The following is a 13,956-nucleotide window of genomic DNA, read 5'->3' on the forward strand; positions in this document are numbered from 1 at the left end:
GACCCACCGGCTTCCTTGTGATGCGGGCGGGACAGGCGTGTTTACGCCCGCCGCCGCTCAATATTCCTTTTCGAAGAAGACGCCGCCCGAGGCCGAACCGTCGCCGGCCGCCGAGCCCTTGAGCTTCACGCCCTTGCCGACATCGAGGTTGATGACCGCCTTGCTGGAGGCGGAATCGGAACCCTGCTGCAGCTCGATATAGGTGCGGTCGTTGAGATACTTGCCGGCGCGCACGGACGCGCCGCCATTCTCGTCGGTGGTGACGTCGAGATCGTCGACGCCGAGCTTGTTGCGCAGGCCGTCGAGCAGTGAGGTCGATCCGCCGCCGGCCAGCTGGCTGACGGCGGAGGCGAGCTGGGCGATCTGGAAGGCCGAGAGGTTCGACAGCGACCGGTTGAAGATGAGCTGCGCCAGGATTTCGTCCTGCGGCAGCGCCGGGGAGGAAGAGAAGGCGATCTGCGGATTGTTGGCGAGGCCCGCGACCGCGACGGTGATGGTGGTCGCGCCGACGCTGGAGGTCGCCTTGAGGTCGAGCGTCGGGATCAGGTCGCCGCCAAAGCCGATATTGCCGTCGGTGAAGGTCAGGCGTTTGCCGAGGATTTCGAGCCGTCCGCGGCGCATCTCAAAGCCGCCGGAAACAATTGGCTGCACGGCGGTGCCACGGATCGTCAAGTCGCCGCCAAGCTCCGCGTTGATGCCGCGGCCGCGCACGAAGATCTGGTGGGCGTTGACGCCGAGATCGAAGGCAATCACGCCGCTGGCATTGGCGCCTGCGGCCGGCACTTCGTCCTTGCGCAGGTCCTTGACCATCTTCCGCACCTTGGGCGGCGCATTCTTGTGCTTGATGTCGATGGCCGAAAGCGAGGTCGGCAACTTCTCCGGAATGGTGATCGATGCCTTGCGGATCGTCACCTTGCCGCCGAGCGTCGGGGTCGCGACCAGGGGACCGGTCAAGGTCATCTCGCCGGCAACGTTGGCGTTGAACAGGGTGCCATCGACGTAGGTCGCGTTGTTCAGCTTGATCGTCAGGTTGGCCGGGAAGCCGGAACCGGGTACGGTGCCGACGGTACCGCTGGCTTCGACCGAGCCGCCGGTCGCGAGATTGGCCGAGAGCCTGGAGATCGTCGCCTGCTTGCCATCGAGCGCGACATTGGCGGTCAGGTCGTTGAGCGCCAGGTTGCGACGCACGTCGACGAGGCGCCCGCCTGACGTGGTGATCGTGCCGGCGATCTGCGGCGCCTTCGCGGAACCGGAGATTGCCACATCGACATTTGCCTGGCCCGTCAGCGTGAAGCCTTTCTCCGCCATCAGGTTGGCGATGAGGGCGAAGGGGACGTTGCCACTGAACTTCATCGCGATCGGCATGTTGCCGCCGATGTCGACATTGCCGCCGCCCTTGAAGGAAAGTCCGCCGGCGCCCGAAAGCGTCGTATCGAGCGTCACTTTGTTGTTGGCAAACTTGCCGTCCGCCGTGACATCGAAGGCCGCAACGCCCGCGGTGCGGGCTGCCGCGAGCGAGGCGCCCGACCATTTGAGGTCGTAGGCGACGACCGGGGCAGACGCTGCGCCCTCGACATCGACGGTGCCGGCGATCGTGCCCTCGGCGCCGAGGTCCGGTGCGAAGGCGTTGACCAGTGCTGCGGGCAGGGCGTTGAGCTTCGCAGTGATGTCGAGCTTTTCGCCAGCCGTGCCGTTGACTGCGATCGTGCCTTTCGATGCCTGGATCGTCAGCGCGTTGAGACGGACGGTGCCGTTTTCGATGGCGATCACCGTCGGCTGCGCCAGTTTCAGCGCAATGCCCTTCGGCGTTGCGCCAAAGGATGCGAGGCGGATTTCGGTGCGGCCCTTGGCGCTCGCAAGGTCGCCCTTCATCGTCAGCGGTCCGCCGTCATATTTGCCGTCGACGGCAAAACCGGTGCGGCCGGCCTGTTGCTCGAAATCGACGGCAAGTCCGGAAACACGGTTTTCGCCCTGCGCCACCGTTTCGGCGCGGATGCTGCCCTTGATCGCCAGGGCCGCGAGGTCGGCGATGGTGATGTCGGCGGTCGGCCTGGAGATGGTCAGCTGGTCGCGTTTGATGCCGCTGCCGCCGGCCTTGACGACGACGGAGGTGATGCCGTTTTGGGTCTTGATGGCCGCCGAGCCGTTGAGGTCGCCGGAGGCCTTCTGCCCGGCCATCGCGGCCAAGAGGCCGAGATCGGGCAGGTCGAAGCTGACCGTGCCGTCCGGCTTGAAATCGGGGGTGAAGCTGATTGCCCCGGTCAGCTTGTTCTCGCCGATCCTGGCTTCGAGCACCGGGATTGCGGTCTGGCCATCCTTCGAGACGACGTCGGCCTTGACGTCGATGGCCTGGCCGTCGAGTGCACCGGTCGCCGTCAGGCTTGCCTGCGGGCTCGAATGGTTGGCCTTGGCGTCGGCCTTGACATTGAGGTCGCTGAGCGTGCGTCCGGCCAGTGTCGCGCCGCTCGACGTCAACTCGGCCTTGATGCCGAGTTCCGAAAGCGGGCCGGTCACGGCGGCGGTAAAGTCGGCCTTGCCCTTGGCATCGGCAAGCAGCTTGCCGAGATCAGGCAGGGTACCCCTAAGGTCGGCCGTCAGGTTGCTCTGCGCGAGCGCTACTGTGCCGGCGGCCTCGATCGTGCCCGACTTGAGTTCGAGGCCCTCCACGGTGACGCCGCCGTCGGTTGCCGTCTTCACTTCGCCCGAGAGTGCGATCGTGCCATCGAATTTCGCGGCGGCCGCCGGCGGCAACGCGTCCGGAACGGCGAAGAGCTTGAAGGCCGCGGAAACCGTGTTCTCGTCGCGATAAAAGGCGCCGGTGAGCGAACCGCCGATACCGGGGCTTTCGATCGTCACCGGGTTGAAGGCGATGTTTTCCTTCGTCACGGAGAGGATTGCGTCCACCTTCAGCGGCACCTGGACTAGGCGGGCGAGGTTGGGGTCGTTGAAGCCGGCTTCGCCCACCTCGATTGCCGCCTTCACCGGACCGGATTGCGCCTGGAGATTGAAGCCGTCGCTGCGTGCCGAAAGCTTGACTGCGCCGAGCGCCACGTCGGGCACCGCCAGGGAGGTGACGTCTGCGGTGAGATCGAGGATCGCGGCTTGCGCGTCGCCGATCAGCGAGAAATCGACGGCATTGATCTTGGCCTGCGCTTCACCCTTCTGCAGCGGCCAGCGGAAGTCGACAGGGCCGTTGGTGCCGGCAAGCCTGGCCTTGAGGTTGTTCTCGCCCTTGCTGTCGTAGGTACCGAAAGCGGCAAAGGAGAGCGCGCCCGTCGTCACATGAGCCTTGTCGACCTGAACCAGCCCCTGGTCGTTGAACGCGGCGGCGATGTCGAGACTGGTGTCACCCTCGAACATCGGGCGCAGCGCCGGCGGCATCAGCGAGCCGAAACCGCCGCCGCCGTTGACGGTCAGCCGGTGCATTCCGTCGGGCGTCTGGACGTGGCGACCGTCGAGCTTGAGAATTTCGCTGCCGTCGAGTGCGGCCGTGGCGCTGCCGGCCCAGTCGGAAAGCGGGCCTTCGCCGGTCAACTTGATGTTGACTGCGGGCTCGTTGGGCAGGCGAAGCAGCTTTGCCAGCACGCCGTTGTTGGGCTCGTCCACGGTCGCCTCGAGCTTCAGCTCGTTGCCTGCCGGATTGAAGACGATATCGGCAACCGCGCGCGCCTCCGGCCGGTCGCGCTGGGCGGCCGCAAGCTGAAGGGCGATGCTCTCGTTGGTCGCGTTCACCTTGCCGCTGGCGGTCAGGAACTGGTCCTCGCCGGTGATCGCCTTGCCGATGATGATCTCCTTGAGATCGATCGCGTCGATCTTGACGTCCACGGGAAGCGCAAAGGTCGAGCGGACTTCCTTGGTCTCGGTGGAGGGGATCGGCAGGCGCTCGACGCGCACCGAGCCGGCCGAGAGCGCCGCGGCTTCGAAGCGGAAGGAGAGAAGGGCGGCGGGCGACCAGGTGAGATCGAGGTCGCGCACTTCGGCATAGACGCCCTCGCCATCGAACAGCGTGATGCTTCCGGCCGTGAACTTGCCGGTCAACAGCGCGCTCGGATCGGCGATCCGCACGATCTGGTCAGGGGTTGCCGCATACTTCTCGATTGCCCAGGCGACGAGCCTTGCGCCGGGTGTGGTGAAGCCCACGAAGGCGACGAGAAGAAGGGCAACGACCGCAATCACGCCAAGCACACGAAGGCCATAGCGCAGCGTCGCGCGAAGGAAGCGGACGACCTGATTCATGATCTACCCATAACGCAAGTTGCTCCCAAGCGGAATCGCCGCCGGCAGAAACTATCCGGCAATGGCGGCGATTTGCCGGTTCTGGTGGAAGAAACGGCCCGGATCAGAAGGATTGGCCGATACCGGCATAGATGCCGTACTTGGTGCCGCCGGGATATTTGTTAAGCGGAACGGCAAAGTCGAGGCGGATCGGGCCGAAGGGCGTGGCGTAACGCAGGCCGATGCCGGCGCCGGCGCGGATGTCGGAAAAATCCGGCGTCGTCTTCGCAGACACCGTACCGGCGTCGATGAAGGGAACAACCCCGATCGTGTCGGTGATGGCGATGCGGGCTTCGAGCGAGGCGTTGACATAGGAACGTCCGCCGGTCTCCTCGTTGTCGGAATTGCGCGGGCCGATCTCCTGGTAGGAATAGCCGCGTACCGAGCCGCCACCGCCGAGGTAGAAGCGGCGGTTGGCAGGAATGTCTTCGAGCCCGCTGCCGCCGACGAGCATGCCGGCGCCGATCTTGCCGGCAAGCACGAAGCGCTTCTCGTCGCCGAGCGCATGGTAACCGGATGCCGAGGCTTCGAAGGACGAGAAGAAGGTCTGGCCCTTGATTTCGTAGCTCGGCTTGGCGTTGATCATCGCCCGGTAGCCTTCGGTCGCGTTCAGCTTGTCGTTGCGGGTATCGCGCACATATTCGAGCGGGATCGCGGCCGTCAGATAAGAGTTCGAGCCGAAGGCGTCGTCGATATTGGCCCAGCTGAGCTCGCCGCCGCCTGAGACGGTGTCGGTGTCCGAGAGCTCGAAGGTGGCGCCGGCCGCTGCCGTCAGGATCTTGGCGCGGTAGGCGTCTGGGTCCTGGATGTTGGCCTTGACGCTCGCGGTAAAGGTGGAAGCCGGGCCGAAGGCACCGGGTTTGGCAAACAGGATGCCAACCGAATAGTCGAGCTTGTCCAGTTCCTTGGTCTCGCCGATGCGGTCGACCGATCCTTCGATGCGCAGCGATTCGGCGCGGCCGAAAAGGTTGCGGTGTCCCCAGTAGCCCGAAAGCCCGAGGCCGTCGGTGGTCGAGACCTGGGCGCCGAAGCCGAAATACTTGTGCTTGCCTTCGGACACCTCGATCTTCATCGGGAGAGATCCATCGGGCGAAAGCGCATTGGCTTCCTTGATGGTGACGCTCGAAAAGACGCCGAGCTGGCGCAGGCGCTCGGAGGCTTTGCGGATGTCCGCGGGCGAATAGGGACGGCCTTCGTTGAGGCGTGAGTAGTCGCGCACGAAACCCGGGTCGACGGTCTTCGTTCCGTCGACGCTGACTTCGCCGACTGGGGCAACCGGGCCGCCGCTGGCGCCGATGACGATGTCGACGGTCGAGTTGGCGTGGTTGGCGACAGCGCTGCGTTCGGTGAGCTTGGCCAGGGGGCGACCCTGCTCGCGCAGATCGTTCACGACCTTTTCGCCGGCCTTGATGATCAAGGTGGAATCGGCACGCGCGCCGGCGGGCAGGCCGTAATCAGCGGGACTGAAACCGGCCGCATCGCCTTCGAACTTGACGGAACCGACGTTGAAGACCGGACCCGGCGTCACGGTGACGGTGACCGGAATCGGCTTGCCATCCGGGAAAGACGGATCCGGCGGCAGACTGTCGATATCCTGGCCGTTGATGCGGATCGCGATGGTGCCGCCGTAGCGGGCCTTTTCGTAGAGTGCGGCAAGCAGCCGGTCGCGGTCGTCACGCGCCCGAATTGCCAGGCCAAGATCGCCGGAGACAGGCTTTTCCTGGCCCTGCACGAGCTGCGAGCTGTTTTCCAGCGCTTCCTTCAGTTCCTTGTCTTCGGTGCCGGCGTCGAAGGTGAGGGTATAGTTGACCGGGTCGATCACCGGCGCCTCTTCCTCGTCGCTCTCGAAAAACTTCATGCCGAAGAGCTTGAAGGCATAGGCCTTCTCGGCGGAAAGCGGGCCGAGCGCGCACGAAAAGGCAACAGCAAGCGAAGTCGCTGCCTTCCAGTACGCAATACTCGACCGTGGTGGGGACATTCGCTTCCGCATCCCGTCTTCAGGCGACCCAATACAAACTGCCTGCTTATGCGGCTGGGTCACTATCGCATGCCTAAGGTTTTCCATCTGTTAACGATGACGATCCGCTGCATCCACCCCTGATGCCGAATTTCGGTGCCGATTCCGTCGAAAAAGCGCGGAAATGTTGTCGGCGCAGCACAACCACCGCCGACAACCAGTAAGGCGCTGCGCCTTTTTGGAGGCTTAAATGCCGCCTTGTCCGCTGTATCGAGCCGCTACGCCGCCTCGGGCAGCGCCCGCAATTGCGGTACGCCGGAAGCGATGATGACGAGGAACTGGATGAGGAAACCGACCGCTGCGACGGCAAGGCACGCCTCGACGCCGAAGCGTGTGGCGACGATGGCGCCGAGCGCTGCACCGATCGGCCGGGCGCCGAAGGTGGCGGTGGTGATGAAGGCCGATACGCGCCCGAGCATCGCATTGGGGGTGACGGCCTGCCGCAAAGTGAGCGTGGCGATCGACCAGAGCACCGGGCCGGCGCCGAACAGGAAGAAGCTCAAACCGGCAAGGGCGCCTGAGGGAACCCAGATGGTCGAGAGCATCACGGCCGCAGCCGTCAACCCGCCGAGTGGGCCGAGGGCGATCATCAGGCCGAAGGGGATCCGGCGCGCAATGGCGGGGGCTGCGAAGGCGCCGATCATCATGCCGGCGCCATAGATGCCAAGCGTGATGCCGACGCCGGTCGCCGTCAGCCCGAGGGTCTGAATGGCATAGGCGACATAGACCGCCTGCAGCACGAACCAGGCCGTGTTGAAGACGATGGCGGTCACCAGAATGGGCCTGAGCAGCGCGTGGCCGCCCAGGAACCGGGCGCCTTCGGCGAGATCCTGAAGGAGGTTGCGCCTGGGAGCGGTCGGTTGCTGCTGGTCGCCAAGGCCGGCGAGCAGGACGACAGAGAGAAGGGACAGGGATGTGGCGGCGACATAGGCGAGCGATGCGCCGGTCCATGCGACGATCGCGCCGCCGATCGCCGGTCCGCCGGAATAGGCGAGACTGCGGGCGAGCTCCAGCCAGCGATTGGCGTCGGCGAGTTGGTGACGGGGCACGATCGCCGGCACCAGGGCTGGGGCGGCGACATTGTAGCAGACCGTGCCAATGGCGCCGACGAAGCCCATGACGGCGAGCAGCGGCAGCGACAGCAGGCCGCCGAGCATCAGCAACAGCGTGGCAACCAGCGACAGCGCGCGCAGCATTTCCGAGGAGACCATCAGCCTGCGCCGCGATGCGCGGTCGGCAACGAGACCGGCGGGAATGGAGAGCAGAAGGAATGGCAGCGTCTGCGCCATCTGCAGCCATCCGGTTTCCGCAGGGCCTGCGGCGAGCAGAAGCACGGCGGCGAGCGGAGCGGCGGCCAGCGCCATCTGCTCGGAAAACTGTGCGAACAGGTTAGACCAGCCGATGCGCTTGAAGGCCGGTGGCAGGGTGTCGCGTGGTGGGTTTGGCATGGAAGAACCTCGATCATGAAACGTCGAGGTCAGCAGACGAGATTGCTTCGGCGGTTGCCACCCGATTTCGGCGCCTTCGTTGGCCGCTGCGCGTTGTGTGCGGCAGAGGATGCGGTTGCCGCAACGAAAAACCCCCTCAGGGCGGTCAGCCGTGAGGGGGAAACATCAAACCAGACCGTCGGGCGGCTCAAGCTGCAGCCGACGGCAGGCTGCCTGTCGCCTTAGCGCGGGCACGAGTCGATGTAGCGGCGGCCGTAGCGGTCGCGATAGTAGCACTGGCCGGGCTGCTCGGTGACGTTGCCGATGACTGCGCCGGAAACACCGCCGATTGCCGCGCCGACTGCAGCGCCACGGACGTCGCCGGTAACAGCGCCGCCGATGATCGCGCCGGAAACGGCACCGATGCCGGCGCCCTTTTCCGTCTGGGTGCAGCTTGCGACCGCCAGGGCGACCAGCACAAGTGCGATGGCTTTCTTCATGTTGTTCTCTCCGATGTCTACGGATCTCAAGCCTATCGCTCAGTCCGTCCCGTGGATGATGGCGAAGCCGGGAACATCCCGCTCCACCGGAACTTGCGGTTCGGAAAATACGCGGTCCCCATCGAAAGTCTACGGGAGCGCTGCGGTTTCTTCCTGCCGGCAAGATAATGATATCGTTCCTGAACGGGACATGAAGGCAGTTCCCTTCGGCACAACCGGCGTGGAAAAATTTTGTCGTTCGGCGGGCAGGGGCGGTTGCGGCATTCCAAAAAAAGACAAATGATACAAACAAGCCTGCGAAAATCCGGAGGAGCGGATCCGTGGGCGACGGGCATCGATATCAGTTGGCGCGTACCCTAGTCGCGTGAACCATCTCACCCGACTTTCCGGCCGCGCTCGTGTTGGCATTGACCGACCCCGGAGGAGCGAAATGGCGAAAGTAACAATGACGGTCAACGGCCGTCAGGTGAGCGGTCATTGCGACGACCGCACATTGCTGGTGCAATTCATACGCGAAAATCTCGGACTGACCGGCACCCATGTCGGCTGCGATACCTCGCAGTGCGGCGCCTGCGTCATCCATATGGACGGAAAGTCGGTCAAGAGCTGTTCCATCCTCGCCGCGCAAGCCGCAGGCTCTACGATCACCACCGTCGAAGGGCTGGCGGCCGATGGCGAACTGCATCCGGTGCAGGCGGCCTTCAAGGCCAATCACGGCCTGCAATGCGGCTTCTGCACGCCCGGCATGGTGATGACGGCCGTTGACATGATCCGCAGGCATCAGGGTCAGCTGGACGAGGCGACGGTGCGCGCCGAGCTCGAAGGCAACATCTGTCGTTGCACCGGTTACCACAACATCGTGAAAGCGATCCTTGCCGCCGCCGCCGAGATGAGCGGCGCCCGTGTGGCCGCAGAATAGCGGCAGAACGGGGGCGGAATCTCGCCCCTGACGCATGTCACTCAGGACCGATGCATGGCCGTCGGGACTGTCGCTGGATATCTCGGGAGGAGATAGGCAATGGGCGTTGAAGGCATTGGCGCGCGCGTGGCGCGCAAGGAGGACAAGCGGTTCCTGACCGGCAAGGGCCGCTATACGGACGACATGTCCGTGCCGGGGATGAAATATGCGGTGTTCGTGCGCAGCCCGCATGCGCATGCGAAGATCCTCAAAGTCGACGGGTCGGCGGCGATCGGCATGCCAGGCGTGATCGGTGTGCTCGACGGCAAGCAGTTGCTCGCCGATGGTATCGGCAACCTGATCTGCGGTTGGATGATCCATTCCAAGGACGGATCGCCGATGAAGATGGGCGCCTGGCGGCCGCTCGCGCACGAGACCGTGCGATACGTCGGCGATGCGGTGGCGATCGTCGTTGCCGACAGCGTCGCCGAGGCGCGTGATGCTGCCGAAGCCGTGGTCGTCGAATACCAGGAGCTTCCCGTCGTGATCGACGCCTCAAAGGCGCTTGAGGCGGGACAGCCGCAGCTTCACCCGGAAGCGCCTGGTAACCTGATCTTCGACTGGCAGATCGGCGACGAAGCGGCGACCGACAAGGCGATCGGCGCTGCGGCGCATGTCACCGAAATCACCATCCACAACAACCGGCTTTCGCCCAACCCGATGGAGCCGCGTGCGGCGATCGGCATCTACGACGCCGGCGACGACCACTATACCTGCTACACCACCAGCCAGAACCCGCATGTGGCCCGGCTGGTGATGAGCGCCTTCTATAATGTCGCGCCGGAAAACAAGCTGCGGGTGATCGCGCCCGATGTCGGCGGCGGCTTCGGCTCGAAGATCTACATCTATCCGGAGGAGATCGTCTGTCTCTGGGCGTCGAAGCGCACCGGCGTGCCGGTCAAATGGACGTCGGACCGCACCGAAGCGTTCCTCACCGATGCGCATGGTCGCGACCACGTGTCGAAGGTGAAGATGGCGTTCGATGCGAGCAACCGCATCATCGGCCTCAAGGTCGATACGATCGCCAATCTCGGCGCTTACATGTCGCTGTTCTCCTCGGCGGTGCCGACTTATCTCTATGCGACGCTGCTCTCCGGGCAGTACGACATCCCGGCGATCCATGCGAATGTGCGCACCGTCTATACCAACACCGCGCCCGTCGACGCCTATCGCGGCGCCGGGCGGCCGGAGGCGACCTATCTCTTGGAACGCACGATGGAGACGGCGGCCCGCGAACTCGGCGTCTCGCCTGCCGAATTGCGTCGGGTCAATTTCATCCGCTCCTTCCCGCATCAGACGCCTGTCATCATGAACTATGACGCCGGCGACTACGACGCTTCGCTCGAAGCGGCGATGAAGGCGGCCGACTGGAACGGCTTTGCCGGCCGCAAGACGGAAGCCGCCGGTCGCGGCATGAAGCGCGGCATCGGCATGAGCTGTTACATCGAGGCCTGCGGCATCGCACCGTCGGCAGCGGTGGGTTCGCTCGGTGCTGGCGTCGGTCTTTGGGAATCGGCCGAAGTGCGCGTCAACGCAGTCGGTACGATCGAGGTCCTGACCGGCTCGCACAGCCATGGCCAGGGCCACGAGACGACCTTTGCCCAGCTCGTCGCCGACCGCTTCGGTGTGCCGCTCGACAGCGTCAACATCGTGCATGGCGATACCGACAAGGTGCAGATGGGCATGGGCACCTATGGTTCTCGTTCCGGTGCCGTCGGCATGTCGGCCGTCGTCAAGGCGCTCGACAAGGTCGAAGCCAAGGCGAAGAAGATTGCCGCTCACCTGATGGAAGCGGACGAAAGCGACATCGTCATCGAAAACGGCGAACTGAAGGTCGCCGGCACCGACAAGGCCGTGCCGTGGTTCCAGATGGCGCTTGCCGCCTACACCGCCCACAATCTGCCGGCCGGCATGGAGCCGGGGTTGAAGGAAGGGGCCTTCTACGACCCTGCAAACTTCACCTTCCCGGCCGGCTGCTACATCTGCGAGGTGGAGGTCGATCCGGAAACGGGCCGGACCAAGATCGTCCAGTTTGTCGCGGCCGACGACTTCGGCAACATCATCAACCCGATGATCGTCGAAGGACAGGTGCATGGCGGCATTGCCCAGGGCATCGGCCAGGCGCTGCTCGAAGGCGTGCATTACGATGCCTCCGGCCAGCTTTTGACGGCGAGCTACATGGACTACGCCATGCCGCGCGCCGACGACCTGCCGTCGTTCCAGGTCTCGACCTCGAACACGCCCTGCCCGAACAATCCGCTGGGCATCAAGGGCTGCGGCGAGGCCGGCGCCATCGGCTCGCCACCGGCGCTGATTAACGCCATCACAGATGCCATCGGCAACAACGCGCTCACCATGCCGGCGACACCGCAGAAGGTGTGGGCGGCGGCGCACGCGGCCAAGTGAACGGGAGGACACCTCATGTACGAGACCCAATATCACCGGGCGTCCTCGGTTCAGGACGCCGTCAGCCGAATGGATGCGGCCGGCGAAGGCAAGTACGTCTCCGGTGGCATGACCCTCATTCCGACGATGAAGCAGCGGCTGGCGTCGCCGAGCGATCTGATCGACCTTAGGCACATCGCCGAGATGCAGGGCATCTCAGTCAACGGCCGATCCGTGCGGATCGGCGCGGCCACGACACATTATGAGGTCGCCTCGTCGGCGGCGCTCAAAGCTGTGTGTCCGGCGATCTGCAGCCTTGCCAGCCATATCGGCGATCCGCATGTGCGACACATGGGCACGATCGGCGGCTCCATCGCCAACAACGATCCGGCGGCGGATTATCCGGCAGCGATGCTCGGGCTCGGCGCGACGATCGTGACCAACCGGCGGGAGATCGCGGCCGACGATTTCTTCACCGGTCTGTTCGAAACGGCGCTGGAAGACAGCGAGATCGTCGTTGCGGTCAGCTTCGACGCCCCGGCAAAGGCCGCCTACCAGAAATTCGCCAACCCGGCCTCGCGCTACGCGATGACCGGTGTCTTCGTCGCCAAGCGCGACAATGGCGAGATCCGGGTCGCGGTCACGGGTGCGGGCGCAAATGGCGTTTTCCGTCAGGCGGAGATGGAGGCAGCCCTTGCTGCCAACTGGACGCCGGATGCGCTCGGCAATATTAACGTCGATGCCTCGGAGCTGCTCTCCGACATTCACGCGGATGCGGCCTATCGCGCCAATCTGGTGAAGGTCATGGCCAAACGCGCCGTTGCGGCGGCATGACCAGCCTTCGCCGTCACACCAACATTGAAAAAGGACGGCTTCGGCCGTCCTTTTTTCATCCTTGCTTGACTTCGATCAAGCTTGACGTGATGAACATGCACTAAGGCTTTCTTTGGAATGTTTCAAAACTAGGGCTGTTCCCATTGAAACGGTTTCAGTGAAAGCAGCGAAGATGCTCAGGCTCAAAAATGCTAGATCATCTCGGATGCACTCGCTGGGAAGGCAGCGCGTCAAGGGCCTTTTGCCGCAGTTGGCAGATGCCGGGCATTCCGAGGTTGACCCCAGGTCGCTTTGATTGAAGAAAAGCGGCCGGGCACTGGAGAAAATGATGGATTTCGAGAATTTCTTTAAGAACGAGCTGGACGGGCTGCATCAGGAAGGCCGCTACCGGGTTTTCGCAGACCTCGCCCGTCATCGCGGCCAATTCCCGAAGGCCGCGCGCCATACGGCTGAAGGCGTTCAGGAAGTCACCGTCTGGTGTTCGAACGACTATCTCGGCATGGGCCAGCATTCTGTTGTCACCGAGGCGATGAAGCGCGCCATCGACGAATGCGGCGCCGGCGCCGGCGGCACCCGCAACATTTCCGGTACCAATCATTACCACGTCCTGCTTGAGCGCGAGCTCGCGGACCTGCATGGCAAGGAATCGGCACTGCTCTTTACTTCGGGCTACGTGTCCAACTGGGCCGCGCTCGGAACGCTCTGTTCCAAGATTCCCGGTGTTATCGTCTTCTCGGACGCCGGGAATCACGCTTCGATGATCGAGGGGATCCGTCACTCCAAGTGCGAACGCGTCATCTTCAAGCATAATTCGGTCGCTGACCTCGAGGCCAAGCTCGCGGCCGCCGATCCGCGTGCGCCGAAGCTCATTGCTTTCGAGTCCGTCTATTCGATGGATGGCGACATTGCGCCGATCAAGGAATTCTGCGACCTCGCCGACAAGTACGGCGCCATGACCTATCTCGACGAAGTGCATGCGGTCGGCATGTACGGTCCGCGCGGCGGCGGCATTGCCGAGCGCGAAGGCCTGATGCACCGCCTGACGGTGATCGAAGGCACGCTCGGCAAGGCTTTCGGCGTCATGGGCGGCTACATCACCGGCTCCGCCGCACTCTGCGACTTCATCCGCTCGTTTGCCTCCGGCTTCATCTTCACGACGGCGCTGCCGCCGACGCTTGCCGCCGGTGCGCTCGCCTCGATCCGCCACCTGAAGGAAAGCCAGGTCGAACGTTTCGCGCACCAGGAGCGTGTGCGTCGTCTGCGCTCGCTACTCGACCAGCGCGGCATTCCGCACATGCCGAACCCGAGCCATATCGTGCCGGTCATGGTTGGCGACGCTGCCAAGTGCAAGTGGATCTCGGATCTCCTGCTCGACAATTTCGGCGTCTACGTGCAGCCGATCAACTATCCGACGGTGCCGAAGAAGACCGAGCGCCTGCGCATCACCCCGACGCCGCTGCATTCGGACGCCGACATCGACCATCTCGTCGGCGCGCTGCATTCGCTGTGGTCGCGCTGTGCGCTGGCCCGCGCTGTCGCATAAGGCCAATCTTGCCGGCG

At 64.1% G+C, this 13,956-nt stretch carries 7 protein-coding genes and 1 pseudogene; 4 read left to right on the forward strand and 4 right to left on the reverse strand.

Annotation, left to right across the window (positions count from 1 at the left end; all coding sequences use genetic code 11):
* Positions 1–57: 57 nt before the first annotated feature.
* From ASE71_RS13915 to ASE71_RS13930, 4 genes and pseudogenes are all read right to left on the reverse strand, one after another.
* A pseudogene (locus tag ASE71_RS13915) lies at positions 58–2,862 on the reverse strand (translocation/assembly module TamB domain-containing protein); the annotation flags it as partial.
* A gap of 1,477 nt (positions 2,863–4,339) precedes the next feature.
* Complete coding sequence (locus ASE71_RS13920) at positions 4,340–6,253, reverse strand: autotransporter assembly complex protein TamA (protein WP_082566522.1); 1,914 nt, start codon at positions 6,251–6,253, stop codon at positions 4,340–4,342.
* Between the two features lie 257 nt (positions 6,254–6,510).
* The gene (locus ASE71_RS13925; protein WP_060521366.1) at positions 6,511–7,740 is read right to left on the reverse strand and encodes an MFS transporter; all 1,230 of its coding nucleotides are present in this window, start codon (positions 7,738–7,740) and stop codon (positions 6,511–6,513) included.
* A gap of 221 nt (positions 7,741–7,961) precedes the next feature.
* Entirely contained in the window at positions 7,962–8,219 is a 258-nt protein-coding gene (locus tag ASE71_RS13930) for a glycine zipper domain-containing protein (RefSeq protein WP_034802400.1), read from the reverse strand.
* 430 nt (positions 8,220–8,649) lie between these two features.
* Between ASE71_RS13930 and ASE71_RS13935 the strand changes: the two genes are divergently transcribed.
* The 4 genes from ASE71_RS13935 (at position 8,650) to hemA (ending at position 13,939) form a co-directional block, all read left to right on the forward strand.
* Positions 8,650–9,138: a (2Fe-2S)-binding protein gene (locus ASE71_RS13935; protein WP_060521365.1), complete on the forward strand. Its 489-nt coding sequence runs from the start codon at positions 8,650–8,652 to the stop codon at positions 9,136–9,138.
* A 99-nt stretch (positions 9,139–9,237) separates the two neighbouring features.
* Positions 9,238–11,583 (forward strand): xanthine dehydrogenase family protein molybdopterin-binding subunit, encoded by a 2,346-nt coding sequence (locus ASE71_RS13940; protein ID WP_060521364.1) that lies wholly within the window; start codon positions 9,238–9,240, stop codon positions 11,581–11,583.
* A gap of 15 nt (positions 11,584–11,598) precedes the next feature.
* Positions 11,599–12,396 carry an FAD binding domain-containing protein gene (locus ASE71_RS13945; protein WP_060521363.1) on the forward strand — a complete coding sequence of 266 codons (798 nt, stop codon included), beginning with the start codon at positions 11,599–11,601 and terminating at the stop codon, positions 12,394–12,396.
* 328 nt (positions 12,397–12,724) lie between these two features.
* A complete protein-coding gene (gene hemA / locus ASE71_RS13950) occupies positions 12,725–13,939 on the forward strand; it encodes a 5-aminolevulinate synthase (RefSeq protein ID WP_034802389.1) in 1,215 nt (404 codons plus the stop codon).
* Positions 13,940–13,956: the final 17 nt, after the last annotated feature.

The sequence above is a fragment of the Ensifer sp. Root954 genome, from assembly GCF_001429005.1.
GTDB classification, from domain to species: Bacteria; Pseudomonadota; Alphaproteobacteria; order Rhizobiales; family Rhizobiaceae; genus Ensifer; species Ensifer adhaerens.

Coding starts and splice junctions, on each gene's coding strand:
- ASE71_RS13935 (WP_060521365.1), top strand. CDS start 8,650: ATGGCGAAAGTAACAATGACGGTCAACGGCCGTCAGGTGAGCGGTCAT.
- ASE71_RS13920 (WP_082566522.1), bottom strand. CDS start 6,253: ATGTCCCCACCACGGTCGAGTATTGCGTACTGGAAGGCAGCGACTTCG.
- hemA (WP_034802389.1), top strand. CDS start 12,725: ATGGATTTCGAGAATTTCTTTAAGAACGAGCTGGACGGGCTGCATCAG.
- ASE71_RS13925 (WP_060521366.1), bottom strand. CDS start 7,740: ATGCCAAACCCACCACGCGACACCCTGCCACCGGCCTTCAAGCGCATC.
- ASE71_RS13930 (WP_034802400.1), bottom strand. CDS start 8,219: ATGAAGAAAGCCATCGCACTTGTGCTGGTCGCCCTGGCGGTCGCAAGC.
- ASE71_RS13945 (WP_060521363.1), top strand. CDS start 11,599: ATGTACGAGACCCAATATCACCGGGCGTCCTCGGTTCAGGACGCCGTC.
- ASE71_RS13940 (WP_060521364.1), top strand. CDS start 9,238: ATGGGCGTTGAAGGCATTGGCGCGCGCGTGGCGCGCAAGGAGGACAAG.